A 17,833-nucleotide genomic window follows, 5' to 3' on the forward strand; every position below is an offset into this window, starting at 1 on the left:
CCGGCCAGTCTGGCGCACCTCCCCCGGCACGGGGCATCCTGGACCCATGCGTGCGATCTGGAAGGGTGCGGTCTCCTTCGGGCTGGTCAGCGTCCCGGTGAAGCTATACTCCGCGACCGAGAGCAAGGACGTCACCTTCCGGCAGGTCCACGCCAAGGACGGCGGCCGCATCAAGTACCAGCGCGTCTGCAGCCTCGACGGCGAGGAGGTGGAGTACGCCGACATCGCCAAGGGCTACCAGACCGAGGACGGCGAGATGGTCATCCTCACCGACGAGGACATGGCCGACCTGCCGGCCAGCAGCAGCCGCGAGATCAGCGTCGAGAAGTTCGTGCCGAGCGAGCAGATCGACCCGATGCTGTTCGAGAAGTCCTACTACCTCGAGCCGGAGAAGTCGGGGGCCAAGCCCTACGCCCTGCTGCGCGAGGCCCTCGAGGCCGCCGACCGGATGGCGCTGGTGACGGTCTCGCTGCGCAACCGGATGTCGCTGGCCGTGCTGCGGGTGCGCGACGACGTCATCGTGATGCAGACGATGATGTGGCCCGACGAGATCCGCAAGGCCGACTTCGGCTCGGTCGACACCAGCGAGGCCAAGCCCGCCGAGGTCAAGATGGCGCAGATGCTGGTCGAGACCCTCGCCGGCGACTTCGACGCCGACGACTACGAGGACGACTACCGCGAGGCGCTCGAGGCGCTCGTCACGGCGAAGATCGAGGGCGGCGAGGTCAAGCGCACCCCCGAGACCCGCAAGTCCTCCGGCGAGGTCGTCGACCTGCTCGCCGCCCTGCAGCGCAGCGTCGACGCGGCCCGCACCTCCCGCGGCGAGAAGCCGTCCTCCGACGACGCCGACGAGGCGCCCGAGGCCGACGCGACCACGTCGGCGAAGCCCCCCGCGAAGAAGCCGACGAAGAAGCCGGCCGCCAAGAAGTCGACCGCCGCGAAGGCCCCGGCCAAGAAGGCCGCGGCGAAGAAGAGCGCGGCCACGAAGGCGCCCGCGAAGAAGCAGGCCAAGAAGGCCAGCTGAGGCGTAACCCCGGGCCGCCTGGTCCGTTGTCCCCCTCGTACGCCACCGGGGCGTGCCCTGGGGGAGGGAATCCATCAGCATGACCCGCACCAGCACGCGCCTGCTCGCCGCCAGTGGCGCCGTCGTCCTCACCGCCCTCGCCGCCGCGCCGGCCACCGCCGCGGCCGTGGTCTCGCGCGCGGACGCCAACGCCCTCACCGTGTCGATCGCCGGCAACGGCCAGGGCACCGGCACGGCCGGGGCGACGTACGACGGCCAGGAGACGCGCACCGGCGAGACCCAGCCCTCGCCGGCGCCGTTCTCGCAGGACTTCGTCGACCTGGGCGTGCTGACCCAGCAGGCCACCGCCGGTGACGGGTTCTCGGCCGCCTGCGCCGGCGTGGCCGGAGCGGGTGGCGGCATCGTCCAGATCGGCGACGGCTCGTGCCTCACCCCGGGCGACACCGTCTCGGGCTCGCTCAGCGACATCGGCCTCGACGCGATCGGCCTCGAGGCGCCCACCGACCTCCCCGCTCAGCTGCCGGCCGAGCTGCAGCGCATCATCGACGTGCTCCCCGGCGGCAGCGAGGAGCTCGACACGATCCTCGGCCAGGTCATCGGGGCCGTCGACGACGAGCTCGGCCCCCTGGGGCTCACGGCCCGCTTCGACGCCATCGAGGGTCGCTGCCGGGTCGAGGACGGGTCCCCCACCGGCTCGGCGAGCCTCACCAACGCCGAGCTCGTCCTCAGCGGCGGCGGTCAGCAGATCGACGTCGTCGACCTCCCGGCCAACCCCGCGCCGAACACCGAGGTCACCACCGACCTCAGCAAGGTCGCCGACACCCTGCTCGGCGCGGTGTCGACCCAGTTCGAGCAGGGCCTGAACGGCGCGACCGGCCCCCTCGCCGAGTTGACCGACCAGGCCCGCACCGAGCTGGTCACGGCGTTCCGGGAGAACATCGACGGGCAGCTCGCCCCCCTGCGCGACAACCTGCTGAGCGTCGTGCTCAACGAGCAGAGCCGCCCCACCGACGACTCCATCCGCGTGACCGCCCTGCACGCCCAGGTGCTGCCCGCCGCGGCCGACGCCGTCGGCGCGAGCCTCGCCGACGTCCAGGTCGGCAACGCCAACTGCGGCCCCGCCGACCGGGTCCCGACCGAGGCCGCTCCCCCGGCCACGCCGAAGAAGGCGCTCCCCAAGCTCCCGACCGCGGTGTCCGCCGGTGTCGAGGGCGCGCCCGCCACGACGACCCTGTCGACGCGGCTCGCCGAGGCGGCCCCGCTGACCGGCGTCGCCCTCGGTGGCCTGCTGATCGCGCTCGCGGGCGTGCTCGGCATCCGTCGCCACCTCGGCTGAGGCGGCAACCATGAGCCTCATCGACCACGCACTCACCCGTCTCACCAGCGTGCTGCTCGTCCTGGCCGTCGGGCTGATCGGCTTCGGCGCGGTGCTCCCCTCCCAGGCGGAGGAGACGCCCGGCGAGTTCCGGCCGCTGTCGGCGCCGTCCGATCCCACGCGGCTCGTGGTCCCGGCGCTGGGCGTCCGGGCACCGATCACCCCCATCGAGGTCAGCCCGTCGGGCGTGCTCGACCCGCCCGAGGACGTGGACGTCGTCGGCTGGTGGAAGCGCAGCGTGCGCCCCGGCGCGACCCGCGGCCAGACCGTCCTCACCGGGCACACCGTGCACACCGGCGGCGGCGTGCTCGACAAGCTCGGCAAGCTCCGTCCGGGCCAGGTGGTCCGGGTCGTCACGCCCCGTGGCGCGATGGTCTACCGCACCACCCGCGTGGAGACGCTGAGCAAGGCCGAGCTCGCCGAGCGATCGACGTCCCTCTTCGGCCAGGACCGGCAGCGCACCCGGCTGGTGCTGATCACCTGCACCGACTGGAACGGCTCGGACTTCGAGAGCAACATCGTCGCCTTCGCCCGGCCCCTCGGAGTGCGCCAGCGCTAACGGCGGCCGGCGCGCGAGGCGGGCACGGGGCCCGGCTGGCAGGTCGGGCACCACCACGTACGCCGCTGCTCGGGGTCGCCTGCGACCTCCTCGACCATCTGCACCGTCGTCCCGCAGCGCAGGCAGGGTCGGCGCTGCCGCCCCGAGACCCAGTGGGTCTCGCCGCGGGCGGTGTTGCCGGTCGTGACCTGGTAGGCGCCCTCGACGGTGGCCGACCGGTGCAGCGCGAGCGCCGCCCGGTCGACGAGGCGGGCGAGGTCGACCTCGCCCACCGGCGTCCACGGGCTGACGCCGGTGAGGAAGGCCAGCTCGTTGACCCACAGGTTGCCCAGGCCGGCCACCAGCCGCTGGTCGAGCAGGGCCGCGACCAGGGGCCGCCCGGGCTCGGCGCCGAGGCGGCGTACGGCCTCGCTCGCGTCCCAGTCCTCGTGGAGCGGGTCCGGGCCCAGGCGGCCGGTGATGCGGTGCTCGTCGCGGGTGCGGACGATCTCGAGCTGGTGCAGGCGCAGCCCCCAGGCAGTGGTGCGCTCCCCCGTCTCCAGGACCAGCCGCACGTCGCGCATCATCCGGCCCGGCAGCCGCTTCCCGGGCCCGGTCACGCTCCACGCGCCGTCCATGAGCAGGTGGCTGTGCAGCGTCAGCCCGTCGTCGAACCGGGTCAGCAGGTGCTTGCCGTGGGTGGCGTGCTCGGTGATGGTGCGACCGGCCAGGTCACGGGTCGCCAGGCGCGGCGTACGGAAGTCGGAACGGACCACCTCGCGTCCCAACAGCTGCCGGTCGAGGCGCCGCGCGAGCTTCCAGACGCTGTCTCCCTCGGGCACCGCTCCATCTAAGCCGACCGGTCGGCACCGACCCGCGCGGCCTCGGAGTCCGGCACCCGGGCGGCGGCCCAGCCCCACCCGGCGTCGCTGAGCCGGGGAGCGACCAGGTTGAGCACCTCGCCGACCCGGCCGGCCACCGTGGAGACGGTCACGGGCCGGTCCTCCAGCGCCCGGACCACCATCGCGGCGGCCTGCTGCGGCGACTTCGCGGGCGCGCGGCGGTAGGCGTCGGTCGCCGCGATCATGTCGGTGCGCACCAGGTCGAGCCGCACGTTGGTGAAGGTCACCCCGTCGGCCCAGGTCTCGCGGCCGGCGATGCGGGCGAAGCTGTCGAGCGCGGTCTTGGAGGCGATGTACGCCGCGAACTTGGGCGCCTTGAGCTGCACGCCCCACGTGACCACGTTGACGACGTGGCCGTGGCCGCGACGTCGCATCCCCGGCAGCAGGCCCAGGGTGAGCCGGACGGGGCCGAAGTAGTTCACCGCCATGGTCCGCTCGAAGTCGTGGACGCGGTCGTAGGACAGCTCGAGCGAGCGCCGGATCGAGCGCCCGGCGTTGTTGACCAGCAGGTCGACCCGGCCGTGCTCGGCCTCGACCTGCTGCACCAGGGCGTCGACCGCCGACGCGTCGGTCAGGTCACAGGTGTAGCCGTGCGCCTCGCCGCCCTCCGACCGCACCTCGGCGACCACCCGGTCGAGCTCGGCGCGACGACGTGCCACGCACAGCACGGTGGCACCGCGGCGGGCGACCTCGAGCGCGGTGGCCTCGCCCACGCCGGAGGAGGAGCCGGTGACCAGGACGACCTGGCCGCGCAGCGGGCTGGGCAGGGGACGCCCCGCCGCGGCCGCGAGCGGGGCGAGGAGGTGGCGGCGCAGCAGCGCCCGGGGCGTGAGCAGCAGGTCGGTCACGCGTCCGCCCACCGGGTCTGCTCGGGCATGGTCCACGGCCGGGCCGTCTCGAGCTGGGCCGAGAGCGAGAGGAGCGTGGTCTCGGCACCGGTGCGCCCGACCAGCTGGACCGAGAGGGGCAGCCCGTCGGGCGCCAGCCCGGCCGGCACCGCGGCCGCGGGCTGACCGGTGAGGTTCCACAGCGCGCAGTGGGCGATCATCGGCTGTGCGACCCACATCGCCCGCACGGCGCCGAGGCCGTCGAGCACCCCCGCCCGGGGCGGCCGCTGCCCGAGCGTCGGGGTCAGCAGCACGTCGATGCCGGCGTCGTCGAAGATGCGGTCGGCCTTCTCCCGCAGCCGCTCCCCCGCCCGCAGGCCGCGCTCGACCGCGCGGCGCGAGGCCCACCGTCCGAGCCGCAGCGTCTGGCGCGTACGCCGCTCCAGCCGGTCCGGGTGCTCGACCTGCTCGGCCTCGTCACGGACGCCGCCGAAGAACTGCGGCAGGAACGCCGCGGTGGCGTCGGGGTAGCGCGGCTGCACCTCACGCACGTCGTGGCCGAGGTCGCTCAGCAGCGCCGCGGTGTCCCGGACGGCGGCGGCATCGACCGCGGCGGGGTGGCGCAGCGGCAGCTGCGATCGGGTCGACCAGCCGATCCGCAGCCTCCCGGGCTCGGCGGCCGCCGCCTCGACGAACGACGTCGCCGGCTCGGCCGCGGTGAAGCGGTCGGCGTGCGTCGTACCGCGCAGGACGTCGTAGACCAGTGCGGAGTCCCGCACGGAGCGGGCCAGCGGCCCCACGGTGCCCAGACCCCACCACAGGTGCGGGTGCGGCGCGGTGCTCACCCGGCCGCGCTGCGGCTTCAGGCCGTAGAGACCGCAGCAGGCCGACGGGATCCGGATCGAGCCGCCCCCGTCGCCGCCGATCGCCACGGGCACCATCCCGGCGGCCACCGCGACGGCCGTGCCGCCGCTGGAGCCGCCCGGGGTGTGCCGCGGGTCCCACGGGTTGAGGGTGCGGCCCCCGTCGACGGACTCGGTGAACGGCCACTGCCCGAACTCCGGCATCCGCGTCTTGCCCACCACGACCGCGCCCGCCCGGCGCAGCCGTGCGACCACCTCGGAGTCGGCCGCGACCGGGGTGCTGTTGGCGCGCCCGCCGAAGGTGGTCACGCAACCCGCGACGTCGAGCTCCTCCTTGATCGCCACGGGCACGCCGTGCAGCGGGCCGGTGGCCTCCCCGCGCTCGCGGGCAGCGTCGCGCTCCGCGGCCTCCGCGCGCGCGACGTCGGCCAGCACGACGGAGAAGGCGTTCAGGGCCGGGTCGCGCTCGGCGATCCGCGCCAGCGAGGCCTCGACGAGCGCAGCCGCCGACACCTCCCCCGCGGTGGTACGGCGCGCCAGCTCGGCCGCCTCCAGGTCCATCAGGCCGGTGTCGGGAGGGATCACGCGCCCGAGGCTAGTCGTCACGGCTCGGCTCCAGCCGCGGGGTGCCGGGTCGCCCTCCCCGGCGTACGCAGACCCCGCCGGCCACTGCGCCGGAAGAACTGCCACACCGCCGGGACCCCAGACCATCCCCAGACCTACAACAGGCTCCGCACCACCCGGAGCGCGACCGAGACGCGGGCGAGGTCGGCCTCGTCGTCGGAGCAGATCTCGGCGAGGCTGGCCACGGCCTGCTCCCCGTCGCGCTCAGGAGGCGGGTCGCCGGCCAGCGCGTTGGCCGTCAGCCGGGCGTGGACGGCGTGCAGGTCGTCGCGCAGCGCGGCCCGGGCCATCGACTGCCAGCGGTCCTCGCGCGGGAGCCGCAGGATCAGCGACAGCAGCCGCGGCAGCCCGAGGTGGGCGCCGACCTCCATGTGGGTGCGGGCCACCTCGAGCGGGTCGCGCTCCTCCCGCACCGCGGTCTCGACCACGCCGAGCAGCATCGCGGCGGGCGGGCAGACCGCGACGCGGGCGGCCAGCGGCTCGGGCACGCCGAGCCCCACCAGCTCGTCGCGCCGGGCCTCGAACGCCTCGAGCTCCTCGCCCTGCAGCAGTGTCGCGAGCTCGGCCATGACCTGCTCGACGACGACCTCGTAGGTGTCGACGAGGTTGTCGGTCTCCGCCTCGATGCGGCGGCCGTCGAGCAGCCAGCGCGCACCGCGCTCGACCAGGGTCCGCACCTCCAGCCGCATCCGCGTCTGCACCGCCGCGTCGACCTGGTGGTCGAGCCCGGCGATGTCGGCCCGCAGCCGGTCGGCGCCGAAGATCTCGCGGGCCACGAAGTGGGCCTTGGTGAGGTCGGCGGTGCTGGCCCCGGCCTCGGCCGAGAGCCGGTGGGCGTAGGTGATGCCCGCGGCGTTGACCAGCTGGTTGACGACCTGCGTCACCACGATCTCGCGACGCAGCTGGTGGGCCTCCATCTGCGCGCGGTAGTCCTGCCGCATGCCGGAGGGGAAGTAGCCGAACAGCTCGCCGCGCCAGTAGGGGTCGTCGGGCAGGTCGCTGGCGAGCAGCTGCTCGGCCAGCACGATCTTGGTCCACGACATCAGCACCGCCAGCTCGGGCGCGGTCAGCCCCAGGCCGCGCTCGCGCAGCCGGGCCACGGCCCGGCGGCTGGGCAGGCCCTCGAGCTCGCGGTCGAGCACGCCGGCCTTCTCGAGCGTGCGCATCCAGTCCTCGTGGACGTGCAGCAGCGCCGGCGCGAGCGACTCGGCGTTGGCGAGCGCGAGGTTCTGCTCGTAGTTGTCCGCCAGCACCAGCTGCGCCACCTGGTCGGTCATCGAGGCCAGCAGCGTGCCCCGCTGCTTGCCGGTCAGGTCACCCTCGCTCACCACGCGGTCGAGCAGGATCTTGATGTTGACCTCGTGGTCGGAGGTGTCGACGCCGGCGGAGTTGTCGATGAAGTCGGTGTCGATGCGGCCCCCGTCCCCGTCGGGACCGCCCTCCCGGGCGTACTCGATGCGCCCGAGCTGGGTGAGACCGAGGTTGCCGCCCTCGCCGACGCAGCGCACCCGCAGCTCGGCGCCGTCGACCCGGATGGCGTCGTTGGCCTTGTCGCCGGCCTCGGCGTGGCTCTCGGCGGCGGACTTGACGTAGGTGCCGATACCGCCGTTCCACAGCAGGTCGACCGGTGCCAGCAGGATCGCGCGCTGCAGCTCGGCCGGTGTCATCCGCACCGTGCCGTCGGGCAGGCCGAGCGCCGTACGCATCTCGGCGCTGACCGGGATCGACTTGGCGCTGCGCGGCCACACCCCGCCGCCCGTGCTGATCAGCGAGGTGTCGTAGTCCTGCCAGGACGAGCGGGGCAGGTCGAAGAGCCGCCTGCGCTCGGCGTACGACGTGGCCGCGTCGGGGTCGGGGTCGACGAACACGTCGCGGTGGTCGAACGCCGCGACCAGCCGGATGTGCTCCGAGCAGAGCATCCCGTTGCCGAACACGTCGCCCGACATGTCGCCGACGCCGACCGCGGTGACGTCCTCGCGCTGGCAGTCGACGCCCATCTCCCGGAAGTGCCGACGCACCGAGACCCAGGCGCCGCGCGCCGTGATGCCCATCGCCTTGTGGTCGTAGCCCACCGAGCCGCCCGAGGCGAACGCGTCGCCGAGCCAGAAGCCGTACTGCTGCGAGACGCCGTTGGCGATGTCGCTGAAGGTCGCGGTGCCCTTGTCCGCGGCGACGACCAGGTAGGGGTCGTCGTCGTCGTGCCGGACCACCCGGGCGGGCGGCACGACCTCGCGGCCGTCCGGCCCGTCGACGAGGTTGTCGGTGAGGTCGAGCAGCCCCGAGATGAAGGAGGTGTACGCCGCGACGCCCTCAGCCAGCCACGCCTCCCGGTCGCCCGGGTCGGGCAGCCGCTTGGCGAAGAAGCCGCCCTTGGCGCCGACCGGCACGATCACGGTGTTCTTGACCATCTGCGCCTTGACCAGCCCGAGCACCTCGGTGCGGAAGTCGTCGCGCCGGTCGGACCAGCGCAGGCCGCCGCGCGCGACGGCTCCGAAGCGCAGGTGCACGCCCTCGACGCGGGGCGAGTAGACGAAGATCTCGAACTTGGGCCGCGGGGCCGGCAGGTCGGGGATCGCCGCCGGGTCGAGCTTGAACGAGAGCCGGTCCAGCGGTCGACCGTCGGCGTCGGTGACGTAGTAGCTGGTGCGCAGCGTGGCCTTCACCATCGCCAGGTAGGAGCGCAGGATCCGGTCGTGGTCGAGGCTGGTGACCTCCTCGAGCGCCCGCGTGATGCGCTCCTCGATCTCGGTGCAGCGCGCGACCCGCGCCCCGCCGGCCGCGGGGATCTCGTGGCGCGTGCCGGGGTCGAAGCGCGCCTCGAACAGCGCGACCAGCGCGCGGGTGATGTCGACGTTGCCCTGCAGCGCGCCCTCGATGTAGTCCTGGGCGAACGGCGTGCCGCCCTGGCGCAGGTGCTTGGCGTAGGCGCGCAGCACGGTGGCCTGGCGCCAGGTCAGCCCGGCGGTCAGCACCAGGGCGTTGAACCCGTCGCTCTCGTTGCGGCCGTCCCAGACCGCCGCCACCGTGTCCTGGAAGCGCTCGCGGACCTGGTCGGGCCAGGGCCGGTGGTAGCGCAGCCCGAAGTCGTAGATGAACGACTCCCGCGGCAGCCCCTCGAGCTCGTAGGGTCGCTCGTCGACGACCTCGACGCCCATCGTGGACAGGATCGGCAACACCTGCGACAGCGAGAGCCGCGAGCCGACGCGGAACACCTTCAGCCGCGCCTCGCCTGCGGGGGCGGCCACGTCCTGGTAGAGCGAGAGGCCCAGCCCGTCGTCGCCCGCGACCTGCTCCAGCCGGCCGAGGTCGTTGGCCCCGGTGACCGGGAGGTAGTCCTCCTTGTAGGCCTCGGGGAACGACCCGGCGTAGGTCCGGGCGAGGCGGCTGCCCTGCTCCTCGCCGTACGCCGCCACGACGGCGTGGACGAAGTCGTCGCGCCAGGACCGGGCCGCCTCGGCGCAGCGACGCTCCAGGTCGGCGACGTCGACGTCGGCGAGCGCCTCGCCCTCGGCGGGACGCACCACGAAGTGGAGCCGGGCGGCGAAGGACTCGCCCACGTGGGCGGTGTACTCGATGCTGTCGCCGTGCAGCCGCTCGGTGAGGATCGCGGCGATCCGCTCCCGCACGGCGGTGTTGTAGCGGTCGCGCGGCAGGTAGACCAGGCAGGAGTGGAAGCGGGCGTAGCGGTCGCGGCGCACGAACAGCCGCAGCTGCCGGCGCTCGCGGGTCAGCATCACCTGCGAGGCGATCGGGACGAGGTCCTCCAGCGGCGTCTGGAACAGCTCGTCGCGGGGGTAGGTCTCCAGCACGTCCATCAGCGCCTTGCCGGCGTGGCTGGTGGGGTCCAGGCCGACCTCGTCGATGACCGCGGCCGCCTTCTCGCGCAGCACCGGGATCCGGCGTACGGACTCGGTGTAGGCCGCGGAGGAGAACAGGCCCAGGAACCGCTGCTCCCCCACGACCGCGCCGGACTCGTCGAACACCTTCACGCCGACGTAGTCGAGAAACACCGGGCGGTGCACGGTGGCCCGCGAGTTGGCCTTGGCCAGGACGAGCAGGTGGGGGTCGCGGGCGTGACGGGCCACGGGGCCGGGCAGCGGCCGCGGCGTGGCGGGGTCGGCCCGCAGGATGCCGAATCCGGTGCCGGGCACGCTGACCAGGACGTCGCCCTCGTCGGTGGCGCGCAGGGTGTACTCGCGGTAGCCGAGGAAGGTGAAGTGGTCCTCGGCCAGCCACTCCAGCAGCGAGGCGCCCTGGGCCAGCTCGGCCTCGGGCAGCGGCGGCGGGTCGGAGCGCAGCCGCTCCACGATGCGGCCGGCCTGGGCGTGCATCCGCGACCAGTCCTCCACGGCGTCGCGGACGTCCTGGAGCACCTTGGTCAGCTGCTCGGTGATCGCCGGCAGGTCCTCGTCGGGCACCCGGTCGATCTCGACGTGCATCCACGACTCCCGGGCCACGTCGTGGTCCTCGGTGCTGCTCTGCTCGTCGAGCACCCCCTGCAACGTGCCGGTCAGGTCGCGTCGTACGACGACCTGCGGGTGCACCACGAGGTGCACGTCGTGCTCGGAGCGGTCCAGCGCCATCGACACCGAGTCGACGAGGAACGGCATGTCGTCGGTGACCACCTCGACCACGGTGTGCCCGCTCGCCGACCAGCCGTTGACCGAGACCGTCGGGGTGGACACCTTGACCGCGGCCGTCCCCTGGGGTCGCTCACGGGCGAGCCGCAGCTGCGCCATGACCGCGCCGTAGAGGTCCTGCGGGTCGCGCTCGAGCAGGTCCTCGGCCGCCACGTGGCGGTAGAAGGCCGTCATCACCTCGGTGACGTCGACGCCGGCGGGTGCGGCTCCGGCCGCGCCCCGTGCGACGTCGCACACCCGGTCGATCAGCTCGGACTTGTCCTGCTCCAGCGCCGTCACCCTCCGAGGTTAGGACGAGGTGAGCCAGGTCACCAACCGGGCCGCGCCCGGGGCGCCACGACGGCCTTCACAGCGCCGAGCGCAGCTCCCACAGCAGCGGGTAGTACTTCAGGTCCAGGCGGCTGCGCAGGTACCTCGCCCCGGTCGACCCGCCGGTGCCGGTGCGCGAGCCGATCATCCGCTCGACCATCACCACGTGACGCGCCCGCCAGGCCGCCGCCAGCTCGTCGTGGAGCACCAGCGCCTCCGCCAGCGCCCACACCTCGCCGTGGGTGCCGCGGTCGTGCGCGACCGTGCGCAGCGAGGCCACCAGGGTCGCGTCGTCGTCGACGGGAAGGCCGCGAGCGGCGACGAGGTCGACGAAGACGTCCCACAGCGACGGCTCGGCCAGCCGGCGGTCGAGCCGCGCCCGCTCGGCCTCGGTGATGCCCCGGAACCGCTCGAGGTAGCCCGGGTCCTTGGCGCCGGAGAGGAACTCCAGCTCGCGGAACTGCACCGACTGGAAGCCGCTGGCCGGGGCGAGGCGCTGGCGGAACTCCAGGAAGTCCTGGGGCGTCATCGTCTCCAGCACGTCGACCTGCTGCACCAGCACCCGCTCGATGACGTGCACGCGGTTCATCAGGTGCCGGGCCCACCACGCCCGGTCCCCGCTCCCGGCGGGGCCCGCCGCGAGCGCGTCGCGGACCGCCTCGACCTCGTGCAGCAGCTGCTGGAACCACAGCTCATAGACCTGGTGGACGGTGACGAAGAGCAGCTCGTCGTGGGCCGGCGGGTCGGACTCCAGGTGCTGGGCGTCGAGGAGCTGGTCGAGACGGAGGTAGCTGCCGTAGGTCAGCTGGCGGTCGCGCTGCCCCTCGGCCACCGCCTCCTCACCGAAGCTGACGAACGTCTCCTCCGTGGGCTCTGCCGGTGTCATGGCTGACATGATGCGCCCCGTGCAGCTCCGTCACGAGATCACCTACCGCGCCTCGCCCGACGAGGTCTTCGCCATGCTCGCCGACGAGGCCTTCCGTCGCCGTTCCGCGGTCGCCCAGGGGGTGCTGACCGCCGACGTGTCGATCGTGCGCGGTGGACGCTCCGAGGAGGGCATCAGCGTGCGCATCGACCAGCTGCAGCCGACCCGCGGCGTCCCCGACGTCGCCCGGCGCTTCGTCAGCGAGACGGTGCGGCTGGTGCAGCTCGAGGAGTGGTCCGACGCCGCCGGCGGCACGGTCGTGGTCGAGCTGCCCGGGCTGCCCGTCACGGTCACCGGCAAGGTCGGTCTCGAGGCCGACGGCGAGCTGACGCGGCAGCACGTGGAGGCCGACGTCGAGGTCCGGGTCCCGCTGGTCGGCGCCCGCCTGGCAGGCTTCATCGGCGGGCTGGTCGCGGCCGGCATGGACACCGAGCAGCAGGTCGGCGAGGCCTGGCTGAGAGGAGAGCGTGGATGAAGAAGGTCACCGAGGAGCTCCGCTACGACGGCGCCACCCTCGAGCAGGTGCACGAGATGCTCGCGGACCCCGCGTTCCGTGAGCGGGTGTGCGACTTCCAGGGCGTGAAGCAGCGCACCGTCAGCGTCGACCGGCAGGGCGAGCGGATGGGCGTCACCATCGACCAGGTGCAGGCGGCCCAGGGCATCCCCGGCTTCGCCAAGAAGTTCGTCGGCGACGAGATCAACATCGTGCAGACCGAGGACTGGCTCAGCCCGGCCAAGGGCGACATCCACGTCGCCATCCCCGGCAAGCCCGGTGAGATGAGCGGCACCGCGCTGCTCACCGAGGACCCCGACGGTGTCACCGAGACCGTCAACCTGGCCGTCAAGGTCAACATCCCGCTGGCCGGCGGCAAGATCGAGAGCCTGATCGCCGACATGCTGTCCAAGGCGCTGCGCGCCGAGAACAAGGTCGGGCGCGACTACCTCTCCGGAGCCTGACCCACGGGCCCGACCCCGGGTCCGCCGGTCCCCGGACCGTCCGGTGCGCCCGGGAGGACGTCGTCCTCCCGGGCGTCACGACGTCGGCTGAGCCAGATCGTCACGCCGAGCAGCACGAACGGCCCGAAGGCGAGCAGCAGCGTCAGCAGCTGCTCGGCCGGGTGCAGCGGGCCCAGGTGCAGGGGGGCGGTCAGGACGGTCACCGCGCTCAGCCCAGGTGGGGGTAGCGGTGGTCCTTGGGCGGCACGAACGTCTCCTTGATCGAGCGCGGCGAGGTCCAGCGCAACAGGTTGACCGGCGCCCCCGCCTTGTCGTTGGTGCCCGAGGCACGACCGCCGCCGAAGGGCTGCTGGCCCACCACGGCACCGGTCGGCTTGTCGTTGACGTAGAAGTTGCCCGCGGCGAAGCGCAGCCGCTCGCTCGCCCAGGCCACGGCCTGGCGGTCCTGGCTGATCACCGCGCCCGTGAGGGCGTACGACGCCACCGACTCCATCTGGTCCACGACGGTCTCGAACCGGTCGTCGTCGTAGACGTGGACGGCGAGGATGGGGCCGAAGTACTCCTCGGAGAACATCGCGTCCTCGGGGTCGCTCGCCTCGATGATCGTGGGCCGCACGAAGTAGCCCACCGAGTCGTCGGTCTGGCCGCCGGCCACGACCTCGAGCTTGGAGGACCGCTGGGCGCGGCCGATCGCCTTCTCGTGCTTGGCGAACGCCCGGTCGTCGATGACGGCGCCCATGAAGTTGGACAGGTCGGTGGTGTCGCCCATGGTGAGGTTCTCGGTGTCCGCGACGAGCTGGTCCTTGAGCCGTGACCAGACGCTGCGTGGCACGTAGGCGCGCGAGGCGGCCGAGCACTTCTGGCCCTGGAACTCGAAGGCGCCGCGGATCATCGCCACGCGCAGCACGTCGACGTCGGCCGAGGGGTGGGCGACGATGAAGTCCTTGCCGCCGGTCTCCCCCACGATGCGCGGGTAGGTGCGGTAGCCGGTCAGGTTGGCGCCGACCGTGCCCCACAGCGACTGGAAGGTGGGCGTGGAACCGGTGAAGTGGATGCCGGCCAGGTCGGGGTGGGCCAGGGCGACCTCGGAGACGGCGAGACCGTCGCCGGGCACCATGTTGATCACGCCCGGGGGCAGCCCGGCCTCCTCGAGCAGCTCCATCGTCAGGCTGGCCGCCAGCTGCTGGGTCGGCGACGGCTTCCAGACCACGGTGTTGCCCATCAGCGCCGGGGCGGTGGGCAGGTTGCCGGCGATCGCGGTGAAGTTGAACGGCGTGATCGCGTAGACGAAGCCCTCGAGCGGGCGGTGGTCGGTGCGGTTCCACACGCCGGGCGCGTTGGCCGGCGGCTGCTCCTCCAGGATCTGCCGGGCGTAGTGCACGTTGAAGCGCCAGAAGTCGATCAGCTCGCACGCCGCGTCGATATCGGCCTGCCAGACCGACTTGGACTGGCCCAGCATCGTCGCGGCGTTGAGCGTCGCGCGCCAGGGGCCGGCGAGCAGGTCGGCGGCCTTGAGGATGATCGAGGCGCGGTCGTCGAAGGACATCGCCCGCCAGGCCGGGGCGGCGTCGGCGGCGGCCTGCACGGCGGCCCGGGCGTCGGCCGTGGTGCTGTTCTTCAGGACGCCGAGCACCTTGGCGTGGGCGTGCGGCTGCACGACGGGGATCTCGGCCCCGCCCCCCATGACGGCCTCGCCGCCGATGTGGGCCGGGAGGTCGCGCGGTGCGGCCCCCAGGTGGGCCAGCGCCGCCTCGACCTCCACCCGCTCGGCGGAGCCCGGCGCGTAGTGGAGCGTGGGCTCGTTGACCGGGGCGGGCGGCGTGGTGATGGCGTCCATGCTCGCGATCGTCTCAGACGCGTCGTACGCCGACCAACCGCACCGGTCCCGCCGGGCGCCCGTCCGCGGGCTCAGCGCATCCGCACCAGCCGCGTAGCCGAGGTGCTGCCGAAGTAGGCGCCCGAGGGCTTGACCACGACCCGGTAGCCGGTGGCACGGGTCTGCTTGACCAACCAGGCCTTCGCACCCGTCGACCCCGTCGTCCCGGTGCCGACCGTGGACCAGGTGCGGGCGCCCGAGGCCTTGCGCTGGAGCACGACCGGGCGACCGGGCAGCACGGTGGAGGTCCCGCGTGCGGTGACCCGCCCGGTGACGGTGAAGGTGCGACCGGACCTCGCGCGGGCCACCGAGGCGGTGACCGTGGCCGTCGTCGGGGTGAACACGGCCGTCGCAGCGCCGCCGGCCGCGCCGTCCCGGCCCAGCGCGGTGACCACGACACGACCCGTCACGCGCGGGTCCACGCCCGTGACGGTGACGCTCCGGGCCGACGCCGGCAGGTCGGTCGTGGTGCCGTCGGGCCGGGTGACGCGCCAGCCGCTCAGGCCCTGGCCGGCGAAGCCGGCGGCCCAGGTGACGGTGGCCGAGGTGGCGCCCGCGGTGCGACCGGTCACGCGCGGCGCGCCCGGCAGGACGCTGTCGCAGGTGTAGAGACGGACGTCGTCGACGAACCACCCCGTGGCCCTGTCGGACTCGTCCCCGAACGCGCGGAACGCGATCGTGACCGTCCTGCCCGCCAGCGGGCCCAGGTCCAGCTGGCTCGAGCCGTAGCCACGGCTGTCGCCGCCCCAGCCGGTGACGCCGGACGCGGTGTCGCCCATGATCCTGCGGTTCGGCCCGTTGACCCACGACAGGCCGGTGACGCGCCGCCAGCTCGTGCCCACCTTCTCGCTCACCACGACCTCGCCGCCGTCGTAGTAGGTGCCACCGAAGGCCTCGAAGTCGTAGGCGTGGTCGAAGTGGAAGTAGCTGCTGCCCGTGGTCGTGGGCACGGTGAAGGGCGCCGAGACGAGCGTGGCGCTGGTGGCCGAGCCGCCGCTGCCGTCGGGGTCGGGGCTGGCACCGAACAGGGACTCCCGGCCGCTGGAGGCGAAGGCCGGGACGTCATCGCTCGGCACCCGGCTCCACAGGGCCGAGGTGCTGTCGAAGCCGAAGCCGTCGATGCCGTCGTCGTCGCGACGCACGGCGTCGTCGGTCATGGTCGCGCCGGCGGGGCAGGCGACCGGGACCGTCGGGGCGGCGGCGCCCTTGCGCGGCGCCTCGGCCAGCTCGGTGGCCGTCACCGCGGCCCGCACCGAGGCGCAGTCCTCGGCTCTCAGCCCGGCCGCGGAGGTGGCGGCCAGCTCGTCGCAGGTGGCGACGAGGGTGCGACCCAGGGCGGCGTAGTCGGCGCCGGAGGTCAGCCGCGGGATGGTCTCGAGGTAGAGCGTGCCGGTCTTGGCCAGGCCGGCGTCGCCGGCGTCGATGCCGCGGACGGTCTGCCCGTTGAAGGTGCCGCCCTGCGAGATCAGGTAGGCCGTCTTGTTGCCCACCCCGCCGTTGGTGTGGACGTCCTCGACGTCGGTGCTGAAGGTCGCGCTGGTCATCCGGTCGGGCTGGTCGGACCGGGTGGGGTCGGCCAGGTCCCGGCGCAGGTCGGCGTCGGGCAGGTCCTCGCCGATCGTCCAGGCCGAGTCGTCCTGGGTCGACAGCGGGTTGCGGTGGTCCACGACCTCGCCCACCACGTCGGAGAGCGACTCGTTGATCGACCCGGACTGGTAGAGGTAGAACAACCCCGACGTGCGCTCCACGAAGGCGTGCGTCAGCTCGTGCCCGACCACGTCGTCGGCCCGGCTGAAGCCCGCGCCGAGCACCACCTGGCGGCCGTCCCAGTAGGCGTTGTCGTAGGGGCACGGACCGGCCCCCTCGGGGCCGTCGAAGCAGATGCGCACCGTCGTGAGCAGCGCGTCGCTGCCCGAGATCTCGGTGCCCACCAACGACGTGAGGTCCGCAGCGGCGAGGTCGTCGTAGGTCCGGGAGGTGGCACCGACCGAGTCGTAGGCGGCGTCGACGTCGGCGAGGCCTGAGGCGGCACCGCCCTCGCGCCGCGCCGGGGAGACGCACGTGCCGAGGGTCGCGAACGGGTCGGCGGTGCGCCGGTTGCGGTGGTCGCACACGACGCGGTTGAGCGCCGGGGTCGCGTCGAAGTGCAGCGCCACCTCGCCGCGTCCGGTGCCCACGAGCACGGTCTCGCGGACGGCACCGCCGTCGGTGACCTCGAAGTGCCACACCGGGCGGACACCGGCCGCGTCGGTGGCGCCCACGAGCGCCGGGTCGTAGAGCTCGCGACCCAGGTCGCGCACGCGGAGCCGGTCGGTGGTGGTGGCGTGCCACTTGGCCACGCCGGTCAGGGCGGTGCGTCGGGCGCGGTCCTCACCGACCTCCGTCGCCGTGACCGCGGTCGCCGTCGTGGTCGCTCCCTGGAGCGCCGTCACGGCCTCGTCCTCGTCGAGGCTCACCACGACCTGGCCGCCGAAGACCGGCACCCCGTCGACGCGCTGCTCGGCGCGGACGACGGTGCCGCCGGTGGCCGAGGGCAGGGTCTGGGTCACCCGGGCGGTGGAGTCGTCGCCGTCGATGCCGAAGACCTCGCCGTGGTCTGCCAGCTGCTCGACCGCGGCGGCACGGGGCGTGGTCGCCGCCGAGCCGACCAGCGCCTCGCCGTCGGCGGACCGCACCTGCGCGACGCGGCCGTCGGCGTCGCGGTCCACGCGGACGCCGCCGTCGGCCTCGGCCCGCAGCTCGCGCAGCGCGGCCTCGGCCCCGGGGTCGGAGCCGGGGTCGGAGCCGGGGTCGGAGCCGGGGTCGGCGGCGCGGGCGAGCGCCGGGCGGGTCGTGGTGGCGGTGGCGGGCTGGGTGCCACCCGCGACGAGCGCGAACGGCAGGCCGAGCGCGACGGCGCTCACGAGCAGGGACGTACGACGGCGCAGCTGGTGCATCTGGTGGCTCCCGAGACTGGTGGTGAGCCGGAGTGTA

General features: G+C 73.7%; 13 protein-coding genes. 5 read left to right on the forward strand and 8 right to left on the reverse strand.

From position 1 onward, the window contains the following. The first annotated feature begins 46 nt into the window (after window positions 1-46). From ku to EDD33_RS11755, 3 genes are all read left to right on the forward strand, one after another. A complete protein-coding gene (ku, locus tag EDD33_RS11745; protein WP_123391031.1) occupies window positions 47-1,024 on the forward strand; it encodes a non-homologous end joining protein Ku in 978 nt (325 codons plus the stop codon). Between the two features lie 79 nt (window positions 1,025-1,103). Then, window positions 1,104-2,360 carry a hypothetical protein gene (locus EDD33_RS11750; RefSeq protein ID WP_123391032.1) on the forward strand — a complete coding sequence of 419 codons (1,257 nt, stop codon included), beginning with the start codon at window positions 1,104-1,106 and terminating at the stop codon, window positions 2,358-2,360. 10 nt (window positions 2,361-2,370) lie between these two features. Then, the gene (locus EDD33_RS11755; protein ID WP_123391034.1) at window positions 2,371-2,958 is read left to right on the forward strand and encodes a class F sortase; all 588 of its coding nucleotides are present in this window, start codon (window positions 2,371-2,373) and stop codon (window positions 2,956-2,958) included. Here the strand turns inward: EDD33_RS11755 and EDD33_RS11760 are convergent. From EDD33_RS11760 to EDD33_RS11780, 5 genes are all read right to left on the reverse strand, one after another. After that, complete coding sequence (locus tag EDD33_RS11760) at window positions 2,955-3,779, reverse strand: DNA-formamidopyrimidine glycosylase family protein (protein WP_123391037.1); 825 nt, start codon at window positions 3,777-3,779, stop codon at window positions 2,955-2,957. The two genes, EDD33_RS11755 and EDD33_RS11760, sit on opposite strands and share 4 nt — an antisense overlap. Before the next feature lie 8 nt (window positions 3,780-3,787). After that, the gene (locus EDD33_RS11765; RefSeq protein ID WP_246003482.1) at window positions 3,788-4,699 is read right to left on the reverse strand and encodes an SDR family NAD(P)-dependent oxidoreductase; all 912 of its coding nucleotides are present in this window, start codon (window positions 4,697-4,699) and stop codon (window positions 3,788-3,790) included. Then, complete coding sequence (locus EDD33_RS11770) at window positions 4,684-6,114, reverse strand: amidase (RefSeq protein WP_246003483.1); 1,431 nt, start codon at window positions 6,112-6,114, stop codon at window positions 4,684-4,686. Before EDD33_RS11770 ends, EDD33_RS11765 begins: the two co-directional genes overlap by 16 nt. A gap of 134 nt (window positions 6,115-6,248) precedes the next feature. Then, a complete protein-coding gene (locus EDD33_RS11775) occupies window positions 6,249-11,072 on the reverse strand; it encodes an NAD-glutamate dehydrogenase (RefSeq protein ID WP_123391041.1) in 4,824 nt (1,607 codons plus the stop codon). Between the two features lie 67 nt (window positions 11,073-11,139). Beyond that, window positions 11,140-11,988 (reverse strand): tryptophan 2,3-dioxygenase, encoded by an 849-nt coding sequence (locus EDD33_RS11780; RefSeq protein WP_123391043.1) that lies wholly within the window; start codon window positions 11,986-11,988, stop codon window positions 11,140-11,142. A gap of 19 nt (window positions 11,989-12,007) precedes the next feature. Between EDD33_RS11780 and EDD33_RS11785 the strand changes: the two genes are divergently transcribed. After that, window positions 12,008-12,502 carry a DUF2505 domain-containing protein gene (locus EDD33_RS11785; protein WP_170169797.1) on the forward strand — a complete coding sequence of 165 codons (495 nt, stop codon included), beginning with the start codon at window positions 12,008-12,010 and terminating at the stop codon, window positions 12,500-12,502. Beyond that, window positions 12,499-12,984, forward strand: a complete 486-nt coding sequence (locus EDD33_RS11790) for a DUF2505 domain-containing protein (protein WP_123391047.1) — start codon at window positions 12,499-12,501, stop codon at window positions 12,982-12,984. Before EDD33_RS11785 ends, EDD33_RS11790 begins: the two co-directional genes overlap by 4 nt. Here the strand turns inward: EDD33_RS11790 and EDD33_RS11795 are convergent. The 3 genes from EDD33_RS11795 to EDD33_RS11805 all read right to left on the reverse strand — a co-directional run bounded on the left by EDD33_RS11795 (window position 12,966) and on the right by EDD33_RS11805 (window position 17,796). Continuing rightward, entirely contained in the window at window positions 12,966-13,187 is a 222-nt protein-coding gene (locus tag EDD33_RS11795; RefSeq protein ID WP_123391049.1) for a hypothetical protein, read from the reverse strand. The two genes, EDD33_RS11790 and EDD33_RS11795, sit on opposite strands and share 19 nt — an antisense overlap. A gap of 5 nt (window positions 13,188-13,192) precedes the next feature. Beyond that, window positions 13,193-14,821: an L-glutamate gamma-semialdehyde dehydrogenase gene (gene pruA, locus EDD33_RS11800; protein ID WP_123391051.1), complete on the reverse strand. Its 1,629-nt coding sequence runs from the start codon at window positions 14,819-14,821 to the stop codon at window positions 13,193-13,195. Between the two features lie 71 nt (window positions 14,822-14,892). Next, a complete protein-coding gene (locus EDD33_RS11805) occupies window positions 14,893-17,796 on the reverse strand; it encodes a M4 family metallopeptidase (protein ID WP_123391053.1) in 2,904 nt (967 codons plus the stop codon). Between the last annotated feature and the right edge of the window lie 37 nt (window positions 17,797-17,833).

Origin of the sequence: Nocardioides aurantiacus (genome assembly GCF_003752505.1) — a bacterium.
Lineage (GTDB): Bacteria > Actinomycetota > Actinomycetes > Propionibacteriales > Nocardioidaceae > Marmoricola > Marmoricola aurantiacus.